The organism is Mesorhizobium sp. WSM3860 (assembly GCF_002294995.1).
In the GTDB taxonomy this organism is placed as follows: Bacteria; Pseudomonadota; Alphaproteobacteria; order Rhizobiales; family Rhizobiaceae; genus Mesorhizobium.
The window spans coordinates 159,951-176,720 of the sequence record NZ_NSGF01000009.1 but is presented as its reverse complement, the minus strand read 5'-3'; the positions used below and the strand labels follow the sequence as shown (position 1 = coordinate 176,720).

Sequence of the window (16,770 nt, the reverse complement as noted above, 5' to 3'; positions counted from 1 at the left end):
GGACACGCCGGAGCTACGCCAAGGCTTCCTCGCCCTACCATCCGCAGGCCTTCAAGAACCGCCCAACCGTGCCGGCCATGCCATACTCCAGCGCATCCGCTGTCAACCCATGTCCGATCGATACTTCGGCCAATGCTGGGATGCGTTTGATCAATGCAGGCAGGTTGTTCACAGTCAAATCGTGGCCGGCATTGACCTGGAGCCCCGCCGCGAGTGCCGCGTCCGCGGTTTTTCCCAGTCTTTCCAATTCCTTGGCCGCCTTGGCGGAATCGGAATGGTAACCGCCATAGGGCCCGGTATAGAGCTCGATCCGGTCGGCGCCGGTATCGCGCGCGGCATTCACGCCGGCCGGATCGGCGTCGGAAAACAAAGACACGCGAAACCCGCCCTTCTTCAGCCGCTTGACGATCGGTGTCAGGAACGCGGCCTGCGCGACGAAGTTCCAGCCGTGGTCCGACGTCGCCTGCGCCGGATCGTCGGGCACCAGTGTCACCTGCTCCGGCTGGTTCTTCTCGACAAGCACCAGGAAATCCTCGGTCGGGTACCCCTCGATGTTGAACTCCGTCTTGGGGAACTCATCGTCGATCAGCGCCCTGATCTCCGGCAGGTCGGAATGTCTCGTATGCCGCTCATCGGGACGTGGATGGACCGTCAACCCATGCGCGCCGGCGGCAAGAGCGATGCGCCCCAGCCCCGTGACGCTCGGCCATGGCAGGTCGCGGCGATTGCGCAGCATGGCGACGGCGTTGAGGTTGACCGAAAGCTTTGCAGGCATGAATTGGCATCCAGCTTGGTTTTGGCGGGCATCTATAGCGCCTTTGCAGGGAACAGATAGTGGGTTTCCGGTGTTCCAGAGACTAGCCGATGGCCAACACAAGGATTTGCCAGTGAATTTCCTAGAAGCCGTGCCGGCGATACGCCGCATTGAAACCAACCGTGACGCGCTTTTTGCCATCGATGTCGTCGGTGATGTCTCGCCGGCGGATGCGGAAAACCTGTTCGGCCTGTTGGAAGCTGCCTATGCCCTGCACCCGAGGATCGACGTGCTGGTGCGGCTGACTGACGAGGAGAGCGTCGATTGGGCCAACATCTCGCAAGAGACACTGCGGCAAGGTGTGGCCGACGCGCTGGAGCATGTCGTCCGTTGCGCAGCTATCGGCGAGCCGCGCTGGGCATCGGTTGTCGGCGACTTCTTTCCGAAGGTTCTGCCGTTCGAATTCCGGCATTTCACCAGTCACGACGGGGCCGCGGCCTGGCAATGGCTCGATGCGAGGCCGGCAGAATAAGCGGACCGGAGCAATTTCCAGGAAAAGTGTGAACGGCTTTCCGGTCGAAATTGCGCCAAAACAAGGAGGTAGAGGGGTTTAGCGTTTTCCTGAACCGGTGAACCGCTCTATCGCACGATCGTCAGCCGCTCGGCCGCACGCGTGATGGCCGTGTAGAGCCAGCGCTGCCGGGTCTCCTTGAAGGCCCAGCTCTCGTCGAACAGCACGACGGCGTTCCACTGCGAGCCCTGCGCCTTGTGCGCGGTCAGCGCATAGCCGTAGTCGAAATCATCGAACCGCTTCTTCTGCTGCCATGGAATCTCGGCATCCGGATCCTCGAACGCCGCCTTCAGCAGCTTGATCTTGGCAACGCCGCGGTCGGGATCGTCCTCCTCCGGCGAGACCAGCAGGTTGATGCCGGGCTTCACCGTCTCGCGCGACGAGGTCATCACTTTCCACAGCGATCCGTTGAGCAGCCCCTTGGCCGGATCGTTGCGCAGGCAAACCAGCTTGTCGCCGGCCTGCGGATAATCGGCGGTAAAGCCCTTCAGTTCGCGCAGGCGCTGGTTGTAGCGCCGCCGCGTGCGGTTGGTGCCGACCAGCACCTGATCGGCTTTCATCACCAGATCCTGCGTGACCCCTTCCCTGCCGATCACCTGCGCCGTGCCGTAGTCGCCGTGCATGAACTCGCGGCCTTCGCGCACGTCGAGCGCCAGCCGGATGATCGGGTTGTCGCGCGCCTGGCGATGAATCTCGGTGAGCAGCACATCCGGCTCGTGCTCGGTGAAGAAGCCGCCGCCGGAGATCGGCGGCAGCTGGGCTGGATCGCCCAGCACCAGGATCGGCGTGCCGAAGCTCATCAGGTCGCGGCCTAGCTGCTCGTCGACCATGGAGCATTCGTCGACGACGACCAGCTTGGCGCGCGCGATCGGGCTTTGCCGGTTGAGCGCAAAGGTCGGCGAGATCGAGGTCTTGCCCGTGACCTCGTCCTCGACCGATTCCTCGCCTCTCGGCCTGTAGATCAGCGAATGAATGGTGCGAGCGTTGATCGCTCCCTTGGAGCGCAGCACCTGCGCAGCCTTGCCGGTGAACGCCGCGAATTGCACCTGCCCGTCGACGTGCTCGGCGAAATAGCGCGCAAGCGTCGTCTTGCCGGTGCCGGCATAGCCGAACAGGCGGAAGATCTGCGGCCGCCCGTCCTTCAGCCAGCGGCCGACCGCCTTCAAAGCCTCGTCCTGTTGAGGAGAGAATTCCATCAGCGCGACAGACCGGATTCGCGAGCGAAATACAAGGTTGGCGTGCCATCACCGGCATCGGTGACGGTCTCGTTCGTTATCAGCTCGGCACGCTATCAGGCGCAACCAAGAACGTAAAGGGAACGCAGCTTGAGTCCGAGCTACCGGAGGGCTCCGGGATCGTTCTCCAGCAGGATCGGCTTGCCGTGCGGCGTGGCGTGCGCGGCACGCTCCCAGGCGGCCGCGAGCGCATCGATCTCGTGCTTGCCGGCAACGCCCTTTGTCGACAGCAGCTTTTCCAGCGCTGCCAGCCAATGTTCGTAATAGTCGTGGCCGTCGCTCGCGGCGTCCGGCTTCTTCACTTCGGCGGACAGGGCGTCCGCCCATTCGCTCCACGAAAACACCCCCTTGTCGTGCAGCGCGATCGTTATGGCGAAGGCTTCCGCCTGCCATGGCTCGGCAAACACCGGATCGTCGAAACCGTCCGGCAGTTCGGCCTCATGCCGGCTCAAGATAGCTCTCCCAGGCATCGATTGAGACCACAAGCGTCGGATCGGCGCCCTCACCCCAGATCTCGGCTCCGTCGAAAACCACCGTATAGACCCATTGCGGGTTCTCGCCCTTGCCATGCGCGTTGCTGTCGGGGAACACGAAGCCGTCGCGCACCGCCTCGATCATGCCGTTCTTGCCGCGCGCGTAGCGCGGCAGGCGCGTGTGGCCGGTGGGACTGAAATTCTTCGTCCGCACGCGGTCGCCCGCCTGGAAGCGCGCCGGCGTAGCCACAGGACGATCGCAAGGCCCGCCCTTGGCGAGCACGGCAGGCACATCGGCAGCCTTCAGCACGCGTTTGGGTGTCGCCGCCGGATCGACCGCCTTGCCGGCCGCGAGATCGCGCTCGCTGACGAAACCATGGCGCTGCAAAAGTGCTTCCAGAGCCTTGATCCAGATCTGATAGTAGCTGGACGCATAGTAGTCGGGCGGATGCAATGATTCCCGCGCATGCCGGCTCTCGTCGATGTTCCAGGCGCCCATGGCGCCGGCCGTCAGTGTCACCCCGAGCGCCCGTCTTTCCCACTCGGCGTGGAAATAGGGCTCATCCTTTTCAGGCGCGACCGGGCCGAAGCCCATCTGCCCGCCGAGATCCTGTGGCCCGTTCATCTGGGCTCCCCCTTCATTCCGGCGCGTTGGCGAGTGCTGTGCCGATCATCGCATCGCGGCTGACCAGGCCGGCGAGTTGCTCCTCGCTCCAGCCTTCGGTGCCATCCGGCCGCATCGGCACCACCAGGTAGCGAAGCTCGGCCGTCGAATCCCAGACGCGGATCTTCCTGCCGGCGGGCAAGGTCAGACCGAACTCCTCAAGCACGCCGCGCGGATCGATAACAGCCCGCGAACGATAGGGCGGCGCCTTGTACCAGACCGGCGGCAGGCCGAGCACGGACCACGGATAGCAGGAGCAGAGCGTGCAGACGACGAGGTTGTGCATCTCTTGCGTGTTGAACACCGCCTGCATGTGCTCGCCCTGGCGGCCGGTATAGCCGAGCGAGGCGATTGCCGCCGTCGCGTCGCGCTTCAGCCATTCGGCATAGGCCGGATCGCTCCAGGCCTTCGCCACCACCCTGGCGCCGTTGCGTGGGCCGATTTTCGTCTCGTAGCTATCGACGATGACGTCGATGGCCGCCGGATCGATCAGCCCCTTTTCGGTAAGGATCGTTTCCAATGCGCGCACGCGCGCCGCAAAGGGATCGAGCTCGTTGTCGTGGTCGTGATGATGGGACATGGCGCAAGATTACGATCGTGCGCACGCCCTCGCAAGCTCGGCGCCTTGTGCCAGGGCCGGCGGCCTATTCGGCCGCCAACTTTTTCGGTTCGGCATTTTCTCCGGGGTCGAAGAGCGAGCGCTGCTCGACCGGCTCGATTGCATGCAGGTCCGGCCGGCTTTTCTTCGAGGTGAAGCTGAGCAGCCACCCGGAGAAATGCTCGAAATAGACATAGATGACCGGTGTGACGAACAGGGTCAGCGCCTGGGATGCGAGCAAGCCGCCGACCACCGCAACGCCGAGCGGCTGGCGCAGCTCGGCGCTGGCGCCGGTGCCGAGCGCGATCGGAAACGTGCCCATCAAGGCCGCCAGCGTCGTCATCATGATCGGCCGGAAACGCATCAGGCAGGCCTTGTGGATGGAGTCCACCGCCGACATGCCGTCGCGCCTCAACTCGAGCGCCACGTCGATCATCATGATGCCGTTTTTCTTGACGATGCCGATCAGCATCAGGATGCCGATCACGGCTATGACCGACAGGTCCATGCCGAAGAGCCGCAATGCAACCACCGCGCCCAGTACCGCCGATGGCAGGCCCGTCAGAATGGTCAGCGGATGGATGAAGCTCTCGTAGAGCATGCCGAGCACAATGTAGATTGTGAGAATTGCGCCCCCGATCAGCAGCCCCTGGTTGGCAAGCGAATCCTGGAACGTCTTGGCCGTGCCGGCGAAGGTGGTGCCGATCGCCTGCGGCATGCCGATCTGGTCCTTGAGCTGGTTGATGCGGGTCACCGTGTCGCCGAGCGAGACGCCCTGCGGCAGGTTGTAGGAGATCGTCACCGCCGGCAACTGGCCAAGCTGGTTGACCGTCAAGGCGCCGGCCGTGCGATCGACCCGGGCGAACGCACCGAGGGGCACGAGGCTGCCGCTCGCCGTTCTCACCTGAATGGCCAGCATGCGCTCCGGTGACCATTCGATCTTCGGATCGAGCTCGGTGATGACCTCGTAACTGTCGGCCGAGCCGAAAATGGTTGAGACCTGATCGGTGCCGAAGCCACCATAGAGCGCCGAGCGCAGCGTGTCTGTGTCGATGCCGAGCTGAGCGGCCTTGTCCCGATCGACGACCAGCGACGCCTGCAGCGCGTTGTTCTGCAGATCACTCGTGACGTCGGTGAAGAATTTATGATCGGCGGCCATGGCGTCATTCAATTTCTGCGCCCAAGCGTCCGTCGCGCCGTTATCGAGGCCTTGGACGACCAGCTGATAGGCACTGGCCGAGGAGCGCGAGCCGAGCCTGAGATTCTGCACCGGTTGCATATAGGTTTCGATGCCGGCGACGCTGGACAGCTGCCGCCTCAAATCGGAAAGCACCTTCTCTATGTCGGGACGCTTGTCCTTGTCCTTCAGTTGCACGAACAACTGTCCCTGATTGAGCGCATTGTTGCCGCTGCCCACCGACCACGCGACGTGATCGACGTAAGGCGAATGCGCGAAGACGTTGGCAACCTGGCCCTGCAGCTTCGTCATCGCGTCGAAGGAGATGTCCTGGCGGGCGATGGTGGTTACCGAGATCTGGCCTATGTCCTCTTGCGGGAAGAAGCCCTTCGGCGAAACCTGGATCAGCCAGACAGAGGCCGCCGCGGTGCCGACGAAGACCAGGAACACCAGGAAGGTGTGGCGGAGGCAGAAGCTCAGGATCCAGTCATAGCCACGCGTGATGAGATCATGTCTGTGACCGTCAGCATGCGCCTCGCGATCAGCCTTGGTCACCGACAAAAGTCGCGAGCATAGCATCGGCGTCAGGGTCAGCGACACGAACATCGACGCCAGGATGGCGACCGTCACCACGACGGCGAATTCGTTGAAGATGCGACCGATGACGCCGCCCATCAGAAGCACGGGGATGAACACCGCCACCAGCGAAATAGAAATCGATATGATGGTGAAGCCGATCTCGCGCGCGCCCTTGAGCGCGGCGTCGAAAGCCGACAGCCCATCCTCTTCCATGTGGCGGAAGATGTTTTCGAGCATGACGATTGCGTCGTCGACGACGAGGCCGACGGCCAGCGTCAGACCCATCAGTGAGATGTTGTCGATCGAGAAGCCGAACAGGAACATCGCGCCGAGGGTCGCGATCAGCGAGATCGGCACGGCCACCGCGGGGATGATCGTTGCCGTGACGCGGCGCAGGAACACGAAGATCACCATCACCACCAACGCGATGGTCAGGAGCAGCGTGAACTGCACGTCGTCGACGGCCTGGCGGATCGAGGTGGAACGGTCGTTGAGCAGCTTGATGCTCGCGGCAGCCGGCATCTGGTCCTGGAAGGACGGCAGCATCGCCTTGACCTTGTCGACGACGTCGACCGTATTGGCGTCGGGCTGGCGCTGCACGGCCATGATGATGGCGCGCGTGCCATCATAAAAACTCGCCGTCGTCGTGGTTTCGACCGAGTCGATAACGCGCGTGACCTCGCCCAGCCGCACCGGATGGCCATTCTTGGTGGCGATGATAATGTTGGAAAAATCGGCGGCATTCATCAGCTGAGTGTTGGCCGTGATCGTCAGCTGCTGCTTGTCGTTCTGCAGCACGCCGAGCGGCGTGTTGCTGTTGGCCGAGGCCACGGCCGTCTGCAACTGATCGATCGAGATGCCGCGCGCGGCGAGCGCGGTCGGATCGATCTGGATGCGCACCGCATATTTTTGCTGTCCGTAGATCGAAACCTGCGCAACGCCATCGATAGTCGATAGCGAGGGCGAGATGACGTTTTCGGCGAATGCGTCGAGGTCGGTGAGTGGTACGGTGTCGCTGACCAGCGACATCAGAAGGATCGGCGCATCGGCCGGATTGACCTTGCGATAGCTCGGCGGCGCCGTCATTTGCGGCGGCAGCGATTTTTGCGTGCGTGCGATGGCTGCCTGAACGTCCGCGGCGGCCGCGTCGATGTCGCGGTTAAGCACGAACTGGATGGCGATCGAGGTCTGGCCCAGCGAGTTGGTTGTCGAAATCGAATCGATGCCGGCAATGGTTGCGAACTGCTTGATCAGCGGCGTCGCGACCGAGGTCGCCATGGTCTCCGGCGAAGCGCCTGCCAGTTGGGCCGAGACATTCACCACCGGGAACTCCGCGCTGGGCAGCGCCGCAACCGGCAGGAACTTGTAAGCGAACAGTCCGCCCAGCACGAGGGCGAACGACATCAGCAGCGTGGCGACGGGCTTTCGTATGCAGAATTCGGAAATCATGGGCGCGCCTCGCCGGCCTTGTCGGCTTCCGCGACCTTAGGCGAATTTTGATCGCCGCTGTTGCTCGCGGTCTTGCCTTCATGCACCGCCGCGCCGTCCTTTAACCTTGTCTGGCCTTCGACCACCACCTTCTCGCCGCGCTTGAGGCCTTGGCTGATGGCGCTGTTATCGCCCTCCGTCAGCGCCACCTGCACCGGCCGCATCTCGACCGTGTTGTCCGGCTTGACCACGTAGACGAAGGGACCTTTCTGGCTCGGCTGCACCGCGACCGTCGGCACCGAGGTCATTTGCGGCATGGTGCCGGCATCAAGGATGACGTTCACATACTGCCCCGGCCAAAGCGAAAGATCCGAGTTCGGTATGCTCGCCCGCGTGGCGATGGTGCCGGAGGCGGTGTCGACGCTGGAATCGACGAAATCGAGTGTGCCCTTGCCGATCGGCGTGGGATCGCCGTCTTTGGTCAGCGTCACGTCCCCTTGCTGTGGGCTCGCCAACGCCTTGTGCAATAAAGCAAGGTTGCTCTCCGGCAGAGTGAAATTCACCTGCAGCGGGTCCATCTGCGTGATGGTCACAAGCGGCGTCGTGGTGCTTGAGCCGTTGCTGGTGGTGACGAGATCGCCGACCGAGACGTTGACCGCTCCCAGCCTGCCTGAGATGGGCGCGCTGATGGTCGCGTAGCTCAACTGGACCGTATCGGCATCGATCGTCGCCTTGTCGGCATCGATGGTAGCGGCCGCGGCCTTCTGCGCCGCCAGTGCCTGGTCGTAAGTCTGCTGCGTGCCAGCCTGCTTGGCGACAAGGTCCTTGGCGCGCTGAAGATCCGCCGTGGCGCTCACCAGCAGGGCCTGGTCCTTGACGAGCGTCGCCTGGTCCTTGGCAAGCTGCGCCTTCAGCGCGCGGTCATCGAGCGAGAAGAGAAGATCGCCGGCCTTGACCATTTGCCCGTCCTTCACCGCGATCGACACGATCTGGCTGGAGACACGGGCATTCACGCTGACCACGGACGGCGAGGAGACGAAGCCGATTGCGTAGCGGCGGATCGGAAAATCGGCTGTCGTCGCGGTTGCCGAAACGATCGAGGCCGAACGCGCGCCGCCCGCGCCGCCCTTCTGGCTGCCCGATGCCTTGGACGTATCGGCGCCGGCTGCGTCGGCCTGCTGGCCGGAGATCAGCTGCTGCACCCTGCCCATCGTGGTGGGCGACAGATAAAGGCCGGCCCCTGCAAGGCAGGCCAGAGCAACGACTGTAAAGGCGATTTTTCCGCGCATCGACAACAGGCCCTCTATCCGACACGCCGAAACCGGTGGTCTATTCTCAGCTCATTTCACGGCCGTTGCCGCGAATTTCGCCGAATAGATAGGACAAGGCTTTGGCGGAAAAGGGCCAAAACGCGGCATTACGAAGATTTAATGTGCACTGCACAATGGTTGTGCAGCCGGCTGACGTGCCGTGGCGGTCAGCCTGAAAGACCCTTAACGCAGCATCGGCCAGAGCGTAGCTGCGAGCAGCAGACCCATTCCGATGTTGAACCATTTCAGGCGCACGGGATCTGAAAGGAAGCCGCGCAGCGCGGTGCCGAACCCGGCCCACACGGAAACGCTGGGCAGGTTGACGATGGTGAAGGCGATCGAAATCAGCGCCACCGAGACGAACGGATGATCCGGATTGGTGTAGACGGCCATGGCGGTAATCGCCATCACCCATGCCTTGGGATTGACCCATTGGAACGCGGCGGCATCGATGAAGCGCATCGGCCGCGCCTCCGCTCCGCCCTTGTCGCTCATCGAGCGCGACATGGCGATCTTCCAGGCGAGATAGAGCAGGTAGGCGGCGCCGGCGATTTTAAGCGCCGTGTGCAGCGCCGGAAACGCTGTCAGCACCGCGCCGAGTCCGAAGCCGACGGCCAGCAGCAGAACCAGAAAGCCGATGCTGATGCCCAGCATGTGCGGAACCGTTCTGACGATCCCGAAATTGACGCCGGAGGCCAGCAGCATGAGATTGTTAGGCCCCGGCGTGATCGACGTCACGAAGGCATAGACCAAGAGTGCAAGGAACGCATTGACGGACATCATATCCTCCCCGGATAGGTCAGTTATATTGTCCTTTTTCGGCAGACGCAAAAGCCACGGACGGGCGACTGCCGGACCAGCGAGAAGAATTCGAAGCAGTCGGAGCGGTGGTGGCGCGCCTACATGCCCTGCGGGCCGCGGTTCATGGCTGCGACACCGGTGCGGCAGATCTCGACCAGGCCGAGCGGCTTCATGATGGCGATGAACTGGTCGAGCTTCGAGCCCTTCCCGGTGATCTCGAAGATGAAATGCTCGGTGTTGGCATCGATGACCGAAGCGCGGAAGGCGTCGGCCAATCGCAGGGCCTCGACGCGGGCGTCGCCGCTGCCGGCGACCTTGACAAGCGCAAGCTCGCGCTCCAGCGGCCGCTCCTGGCCGAGCTCGTGCGAGCGCACGGTGAGATCGACCACGCGGTGCACCGGCACGATGCGCTCGAGCTGGTGCTTGATCTGCTCCAGCACATGCGCCGTGCCACGCGTCACGATGGTGATGCGTGACAGATGCTTCTCGTGCTCGGTCTCGGACACCGTGAGGCTTTCGATGTTGTAGCCGCGCCCCGAGAACAGGCCGATGACGCGGGCAAGCACGCCCGGTTCGTTGTCGACCAGCACGGAAAGCGTGTGCGTTTCCGGCTTCTCGGTTTCCTTGGCGATGAAATAGGCGGAGCCGGTCGGCTGGAGCTGTGCGTTCATGACCTGAATCTCGATTTCAAACTTTGGCGCTAATTTTCTGTTTCCACACGGCTTCCCGCCGCAGACGCTGCCTGCCGCTACACCAGTTCCCTGCCCTTGGCGTCGATTGCGTTGGCCACCGCCTCGTCGGTCGCCTCGTCAGGCAGGAGCATCTCGTTATGCGCCTTGCCCGACGGGATCATCGGAAAGCAGTTGGCCAAAGTCGCCACGCGGCAGTCGAACAGCACCGGCTTCTTCACCGAGATCATCTCGCGGATCGCGTCATCCAGCTCGTCCGGCTTGTCGCAGCGTATGCCGTGGCCGCCATAGGCTTCCGCCAGCTTGACGAAATCCGGCATCGCCTCGGTGTAGGAATGCGACAGCCGGTTGCCGTGCAGCAGCTGCTGCCACTGGCGCACCATGCCCATATACTGGTTGTTCAGGATGAAGATCTTGATCGGCGCTTCGTACTGCACCGCCGAGCTCATCTCCTGCATCGTCATCTGCACCGAAGCGTCGCCGGCGATGTCGACGACCAGCGCGTTCGGATGAGCGATCTGGACGCCGAGCGCCGCCGGCAGGCCATATCCCATCGTGCCCAGGCCGCCCGAGGTCATCCAGCGGTTGGGCTTGTCGAAGTGATAGTGCTGAGCCGCCCACATCTGGTGCTGGCCGACTTCGGTGGTGATGTAGGTGTCCATGTCCTTGGTCAGCGCATAGAGCCGCTGGATCGCATATTGCGGCATGATCACGTCGTTGTTCATCCTATAGGCGAGCGAGTCCCGCGCGCGCCATTTCGCGATCTGCTCCCACCATGGATAGAGCGCCTTCTTGTCGGCCTTGGCGGTCGCCCGCCACAGCCGCACCAGATCTTCCAGCACGCGGCCGACATCGCCCAGGATCGGCACGTCGGCATGGACGTTCTTGTTGATCGAGGACGGATCGATGTCGATATGGATCTTCTTCGAGTTCGGCGAGAACGCGGTCAGCCGGCCGGTGATGCGGTCGTCGAAGCGCGCGCCAATGCAGATCATCACGTCGCAGTCATGCATGGCCATGTTGGCTTCGTAGGTGCCATGCATGCCGAGCATGCCGACCCAGTTCTTGCCCGATGCCGGATAAGCACCGAGGCCCATCAGCGTCGAGGTGATCGGGAAGCCGGTGAGGTCGACCAGCTCGCGCAGCAGATGACTGGCTTCCGGACCGGAATTGATGACGCCGCCGCCCGAATAGATAATCGGCTTTTTGGCACCGACCATCAGCTCGACGGCAGCCTTCACCTTCTCCAGATCGCCCTGCACCTTCGGCTGATAGCTGGTGCGCGGCGCTGTCTGCGGCGGCACGTAAATGCCCTTGGCGAACTGCACGTCCTTGGGAATGTCGACCACAACCGGGCCGGGGCGGCCGGTGGTCGCGACATGGAAGGCCTCATGGATGGTGGCGGCGAGCTCGTTGACGTCCTTCACCAGCCAATTGTGCTTGGTGCAGGGGCGCGTGATGCCGACGGTGTCGCATTCCTGGAAGGCGTCGGAGCCGATCAGCGAAGTCGGCACCTGACCGGTGAGACACACCAGCGGGATGGAATCCATCAGCGCGTCCTGCAGCGGCGTGACGGCATTGGTTGCGCCTGGACCGGACGTGACCAGCAGCACGCCGGCCTTGCCGGTCGAGCGCGCATAGCCTTCCGCCGCATGGCCGGCACCCTGCTCGTGCCTGACCAGAATGTGTTCGACCTCATCCTGCTGGAAGATCTCGTCATAGATCGGAAGGACCGCGCCGCCCGGATAGCCGAAGACGTGCTTGACGCCGTTGTCCTTCAGCGCCTGCACCACCATTTCGGCACCCGTCATTTCGCGCCGCTCGTTCTGTCCGTTGCTCATCGGTCTGGTCCCGTACTGTTCGCCGTCTGGCGATTTGCTGGTCGTTTAGTTGGGTTTTGGGCAATAAAAAAGGCCCCCGAGGGAGCCTGTGGGATGCGCATGGGAGGTTTTCGCCCGGCGGTTACACCGCCTTGCCCACGCGCCAGCCTACGAGAATGAGTGCTGTTTTCATGGGCGCGGACAATAAGGTCGGTTCCGCGCCGCTGTCAACGGCCAATCTGTCGATCTCATTGTTCAGCGGCGCGGATTGTTCATGCCGCCAGCACCACACGCCTCGCCGGGTTGCCGGCAACGCATTTTGCCGCGTATGTCGAGACGCAACGATGTTGCCAAGAAAACATCTCTGGCTTCGGCGGCGCGGCGACACCTCGAGCAGCGCCTGTGATCTGAGATCACATCGCCCTTTGGGCCGCAAATTTTTCCACCACGCGCTCCAGCAAGAACACGTAGTCGCGAAAGGCGCGCGTCTTCATGTTGGCGACCTTGCCACCCTCGTCCCAGATGCGCACCCGCACGGCTTCCTCATGGAACGGATTGCTGCGGAACTCCGCCACCTCCTCTGCGCTCATCGGCCCGCCCTGCAGCGACAGCGTGTGGACCGAGGCCGGCGACAGCTTGCCGAAATAGCTCGGATCGGTGGCGCAGAGATAACGCTTGGCCGCAACATGCAGCCTGACGCATTCGACGATGACCGGCGGAAAGAAGGGCGCCAGCACCTCGCCGCCCGCCTCGTCGTGGTGCTTGTCCTCGATGTCGTCGGGCGAATAGGTGCCGAACTCGCTGGTGTAGTGGCCGATGTCGTGCAGCAGCGCCGCAGCCACAAGCTCCTCCGGCGCGCCATCCTGCTCGGCTAGCCACGCGCCCTGCAGCATATGCTCGGACATGGTGACGGGCTCGCCGAGATAGGATTCCGCGCCGCGGCGCTCGAAGATGTCCGCGATGAACTCGACGATGTTGCCGGTGTTCAGTTCATTCGGATTCATTCGGCAGCCTCTCTGAAATCGTGTTCGATTGCCGCCAGCGTGGACAGCAGGCCGTCCTTGTCGGCGTAGCAGCCCTGCAGCCAGCGCTTGCCGCTGCCGGAAAAGGCCTTGCGCGCATGCATGACGCGCGTGTTGTCGACGATGAAGGACTGGCCCGCCTCGAGCTTGAAGGTCACCTCGAAGGCCGGTTCCTCGATCAGTTCGGCGAACCGGCGATAGGCAGCGTAGTAAGCGTCCATTTCGGCGAACGGCACGTCGACGGTCGGCGCCAGCGTGCGGTTGTTGAAGCGGACGCAGATGAGCTCGCCATCGGGCCCGAGTTCGATCATCGGGCGCTTCGACTGCAGCCGCACACCCGATGAGCCGGCATATTCGAAGCGCGCCGGGAAGGAGGAAAGCAACCGGAAGCCTTCCGAATTCTCCGCCTGCAGCGCGGCCGCCACCGCGAACCCGTCGACGACGCTGGATTCGCCGCCTTCCACCGTATTCTCGATGCAGGCCAGGATCTGCAGCGTCGGCACCGGGTCGCGGTAGGGATTGTCGGTATGCGCCTGCAGGCCGAGATTGGTGTAGGCGAGATTGTTCGGATTGACCTCGGCGCGCACCTCGAACCAGCGCCCGTAATTGGTCTCCCTGATGTATCCGAAGAGGTCGGCCACCTTGCACAATGCCCCGGATTCGGCCGGCAGACCGTCCATGATGGCAAAGCCACAGCTCCGCACCGCCGTTAGCCATTGCCGCAGAACATTCCTGTCGTGCCTGGCCTCAAGATAGGCCGCGCGCGGCACCGAACTCTGCATCGTGGCCTTGGTCCACGGCCGAATGTCGCTGCCCGTCCAGCCGGGCTGCCGATTCTCTTCGCGGTCGTAAGTATGGGCGCGAAGCCAGCTTGCGGGAAAACTGACGGTCTTGTCTTCAGGCAGGAACGTGACCACCAGCGCCTCGCTCTTGATCGAGGCCGCGCCGATTCGTGTCCCGGCCGGAATGTCCAGAATGGTGATCAGCCGCTGGCCGTTGCCGGCGCTGCGCGTCCTGTTGTCCAGTGCGTTGTCGCGCAGCCACACGGCATGGAAGCGGCTGCACGTTCCGTCGTCCCAGCCAAGCGCTATCGTTCGTCCTTCGTCGCCAAGGGTTGCTCTCGTCAGCATGTTTCTGAAACTCCCGTCTTCGGGCCGTCGCCGCGGAATCGATTGCATGCTGTCCTTGCCGAAGGCATAATTCAAATTATTGTTTTTCAGCCAATGCCGCCAAAAACCTAATGACTGGAAAAGCTGCCGATCCCATGCCTCCGCTCGACTGGCTGCGCAGTTTCGAAGCGGCTGCGCGCCTGTCGAATTTCACCGCCGCGGCCGCCGAGCTCGGGCTCACGCAAGCCGCCGTCAGCCAGCACATCCGCTTTCTGGAAGAGCGCCTCAAGACGAGACTGTTCGCGCGGCTGGCCCGCGGTGTGGCGTTATCGCCGGAGGGTGCCGCCTATCTTCCCCACATCCAGTCGGCATTCGCGATCATCGGTAGCAGCACGAGCGAGTTGTTCGAGCCACGCGTCTTGCAAACCGTCACCATTCGCGTTCCGATCTCCTTCGCGCTGCTGGTGCTGGTCCCGGCTCTTTCCGATCTCACAAAGGAGCTGCCGTGGATCAGGCTCGATCTCGTGACAATCCATCGGCCGACGGACTACGACCAGCCGGGCTCGACGCTCGACATCCGCTTCGGCAACGGTTCCTTTCCCGGGCGCGACGCCGATCGGTTGACGGTCGAGCGGCTTGTCCCGGTCGCGGCGCCGACCCTGGCCGGAAATGCCGAATGGACATCCCTGCCGCTGCTGCTGGTGGCGGGCGCGCGCGAGATGTGGGCGGAATGGTTCGCAGCCTCCGGCCTTGCCGGACACTCCCAACGCTCGCATCGCTTCGACAGTTTTGTCGCCGCGATGGAAGCGGCGAAGGCCGGCGCCGGAGCGCTGCTGGGCTCGCGGCCGCTCATCGACACCGCGCTCGACGACAATCTACTTGTCAGGCTTTCCAATTTCGAGCTTTCGAGCCCATCGGGTCACTTCCTGACATGGCCATCGTCGTCGCGGATGTCCGGCGCCGAACAGGATTTTCGCCGCTGGCTTTTATCGCGTCTCGCCAGCATTTCAGGATAGCGCTTGGGCCGGCTCCCTATCCGCTTCCAATAGATGAGCGTGCCGGTGAGCCCACCATGGGGTTTCAGCGCAAAGTCCGGAATCTCGCCGGTCAGCGAGAAGCCGAGTTTTTCGTAAAGGCCGGCGGCCCCCTCTTCGCTTGCTGTGTCCAACACCAGCAGGGTGCGTCCTTTCTCGACCGCAAGGTCCTCGGCGGCCCGCACAAGACGGGTTGCAATACCTTGGCCGCGATAGTCGAGGCGGGTCATCAGCTTGGCGATCTCGGCGCGGTGCGGTTGGTTGGGCGGGCAGTCGAGAAGAAGCGTGACGGTGCCGACAAGCGTCTCGCCAGCCCATGCGCCCAGCACCGCCCGTTCCCCGCGCGTCGCGGCAGCGAGCGATTTGCGCCAGAACTCATGGGCCGCATCGGGAGACAGCGGATGCATGAAGCTCACTGATCCGCCGGCGGCGACTGTCTCGATCAGCAGGTCGGCGAGCATCCCGCTGGTTTTTGCGTCGTCGTTCAACGCCCTGATTTCAAGGGGGTTCATGTCGGTGGTCTCCAGGTGATGAGGTGTCGGGCCGCGGTCATTCGAAATGACTGCTGCGTCTTCGGCGCCGCGCCCTTTGGATTTCCGCGATACGCGCGGTATCGTCCTCGCTGAGGTGCCGCCCGCGCTCCAGGATCTCGAGCGTGTATTCCTCATAGGTGAGCCCAAGCTGCTCGGCCTTTTCCAGCCGCATCAGCATGACGGCGTGGCTCGGCGCCTTCCAGGCTTTGTCGTGGGCGGCGCGCCAGGCGAGAAAGATGTAGGCGTCGCCCTTGCCCCAGGGCGGACCTTCGTAGTCGTCGAGAGGTGGCCCGCCATTGTGGGAGCGTCCAGGCCGGCGTGCCATGCGATCAGCCCCGGACCAGCGCCACCAGATACTCGGCGGCTTCCGGTCCCGGAGCATGGAAGGTGCAGTCCGACGGCGCGCCGAGCGCCAAGCAATCGCCCGGCTCCAGCCTGTGGACGACATCGCCTTCGGTGAAGTCCAGGCGGCCGCCGATCAGCCAGATTTGCTGCTTGATGAAGGTATAGGACGATGCCGGGAAATCGACCTTGGCGCCTGCCGGCAGACTGACCCGGATCAACTCGAGCGGCATTTGCGTTGCCGGCGACAGATGCCGCCTCACATAGCCGGTCGCCGGATCCTGCCACACCGGCTGCTCGTCCTTGCGGGACACACTGCCGCGCTGCATTTCGGCGCGGGCAATCAGCGCAGAGAGCGTCATGCTGAAAGCCGACGCGATGCGCACGAGGAGCGCCGCGGTCGGACTTGTCATGCCGCGCTCCACGGCGCTCAGCATCGCCTTGGAAACGTCGGAACGCTCGGCCAGTTCGGCCAGCGACCATCCCCGCAAATCACGCTCGGAGCGTATTCGTCTGCCGATCGTGGAGGTGATGTCGTTCGATATATCAGTCATTCATCCAATATATCGAAAATTCGCGGTGACGGAAGAGGCTGTTCGATCGAATTTTCGCGAGTGGCTTAACGGGCCCT

Annotated in this window: 16 protein-coding genes and 1 pseudogene; 2 read left to right on the top strand and 15 right to left on the bottom strand. The window is 63.2% G+C overall.

Translation table 11 applies throughout. The features are described 5' to 3' along the window. Positions 1 to 34: 34 nt before the first annotated feature. A complete protein-coding gene (locus tag CK220_RS16695) occupies positions 35 to 775 on the bottom strand; it encodes a pyridoxine 5'-phosphate synthase (protein WP_095812581.1) in 741 nt (246 codons plus the stop codon). Between CK220_RS16695 and CK220_RS16690 the strand changes: the two genes are divergently transcribed. Next, positions 753 to 1,286, top strand: a complete 534-nt coding sequence (locus CK220_RS16690; RefSeq protein WP_348629662.1) for an STAS/SEC14 domain-containing protein — start codon at positions 753 to 755, stop codon at positions 1,284 to 1,286. The genes CK220_RS16695 and CK220_RS16690 overlap by 23 nt on opposite strands. 107 nt (positions 1,287 to 1,393) lie before the next feature. On the opposite strand, the gene CK220_RS16685 is transcribed toward CK220_RS16690, so the two are convergent. The 11 genes from CK220_RS16685 to CK220_RS16635 form a co-directional block, all read right to left on the bottom strand. Beyond that, a complete protein-coding gene (locus CK220_RS16685; protein ID WP_095812579.1) occupies positions 1,394 to 2,521 on the bottom strand; it encodes an ATP-dependent RecD-like DNA helicase in 1,128 nt (375 codons plus the stop codon). 140 nt (positions 2,522 to 2,661) lie between these two features. Then, the gene (locus CK220_RS16680; RefSeq protein ID WP_095812578.1) at positions 2,662 to 3,012 is read right to left on the bottom strand and encodes a nitrile hydratase accessory protein; all 351 of its coding nucleotides are present in this window, start codon (positions 3,010 to 3,012) and stop codon (positions 2,662 to 2,664) included. Beyond that, positions 2,999 to 3,658, bottom strand: coding sequence for a nitrile hydratase subunit beta (nthB, locus tag CK220_RS16675; RefSeq protein WP_095812577.1), 660 nt, complete (start codon positions 3,656 to 3,658; stop codon positions 2,999 to 3,001). Before nthB ends, CK220_RS16680 begins: the two co-directional genes overlap by 14 nt. A 13-nt stretch (positions 3,659 to 3,671) precedes the next feature. Beyond that, a complete protein-coding gene (nthA, locus tag CK220_RS16670) occupies positions 3,672 to 4,277 on the bottom strand; it encodes a nitrile hydratase subunit alpha (protein ID WP_095812576.1) in 606 nt (201 codons plus the stop codon). 64 nt (positions 4,278 to 4,341) lie between these two features. Next, a complete protein-coding gene (locus CK220_RS16665) occupies positions 4,342 to 7,500 on the bottom strand; it encodes an efflux RND transporter permease subunit (RefSeq protein ID WP_095812575.1) in 3,159 nt (1,052 codons plus the stop codon). After that, positions 7,497 to 8,768: an efflux RND transporter periplasmic adaptor subunit gene (locus tag CK220_RS16660; protein WP_095812574.1), complete on the bottom strand. Its 1,272-nt coding sequence runs from the start codon at positions 8,766 to 8,768 to the stop codon at positions 7,497 to 7,499. Before CK220_RS16660 ends, CK220_RS16665 begins: the two co-directional genes overlap by 4 nt. A gap of 204 nt (positions 8,769 to 8,972) precedes the next feature. Beyond that, entirely contained in the window at positions 8,973 to 9,569 is a 597-nt protein-coding gene (locus CK220_RS16655; protein WP_095812659.1) for a LysE family translocator, read from the bottom strand. Between the two features lie 119 nt (positions 9,570 to 9,688). Beyond that, positions 9,689 to 10,261: an acetolactate synthase small subunit gene (gene ilvN / locus CK220_RS16650; protein ID WP_095812573.1), complete on the bottom strand. Its 573-nt coding sequence runs from the start codon at positions 10,259 to 10,261 to the stop codon at positions 9,689 to 9,691. Between the two features lie 77 nt (positions 10,262 to 10,338). Then, a complete protein-coding gene (locus CK220_RS16645; protein WP_095812572.1) occupies positions 10,339 to 12,120 on the bottom strand; it encodes an acetolactate synthase 3 large subunit in 1,782 nt (593 codons plus the stop codon). Between the two features lie 392 nt (positions 12,121 to 12,512). Further along, positions 12,513 to 13,103, bottom strand: a complete 591-nt coding sequence (locus tag CK220_RS16640) for an HD domain-containing protein (RefSeq protein WP_095812571.1) — start codon at positions 13,101 to 13,103, stop codon at positions 12,513 to 12,515. Beyond that, positions 13,100 to 14,251 carry a gamma-butyrobetaine dioxygenase gene (locus CK220_RS16635; protein WP_095812658.1) on the bottom strand — a complete coding sequence of 384 codons (1,152 nt, stop codon included), beginning with the start codon at positions 14,249 to 14,251 and terminating at the stop codon, positions 13,100 to 13,102. Before CK220_RS16635 ends, CK220_RS16640 begins: the two co-directional genes overlap by 4 nt. 110 nt (positions 14,252 to 14,361) lie before the next feature. On the opposite strand from CK220_RS16635, the gene CK220_RS16630 reads away from it, so the two are divergent. Then, positions 14,362 to 15,246 (top strand): LysR family transcriptional regulator, encoded by an 885-nt coding sequence (locus CK220_RS16630; RefSeq protein ID WP_095812570.1) that lies wholly within the window; start codon positions 14,362 to 14,364, stop codon positions 15,244 to 15,246. A 14-nt stretch (positions 15,247 to 15,260) separates the two neighbouring features. Here the strand turns inward: CK220_RS16630 and CK220_RS16625 are convergent. The 3 genes and pseudogenes from CK220_RS16625 to CK220_RS16615 all read right to left on the bottom strand — a co-directional run. Then, a pseudogene (locus tag CK220_RS16625) lies at positions 15,261 to 15,776 on the bottom strand (GNAT family N-acetyltransferase); the annotation flags it as partial. A 37-nt stretch (positions 15,777 to 15,813) separates the two neighbouring features. Next, on the bottom strand, positions 15,814 to 16,122 hold the full coding sequence (locus tag CK220_RS16620; RefSeq protein ID WP_095812568.1) for a hypothetical protein: 309 nt from the start codon (positions 16,120 to 16,122) through the stop codon (positions 15,814 to 15,816). Positions 16,123 to 16,126: 4 nt separating this feature from the next. Beyond that, complete coding sequence (locus tag CK220_RS16615) at positions 16,127 to 16,693, bottom strand: XRE family transcriptional regulator (RefSeq protein ID WP_095812567.1); 567 nt, start codon at positions 16,691 to 16,693, stop codon at positions 16,127 to 16,129. Between the last annotated feature and the right edge of the window lie 77 nt (positions 16,694 to 16,770).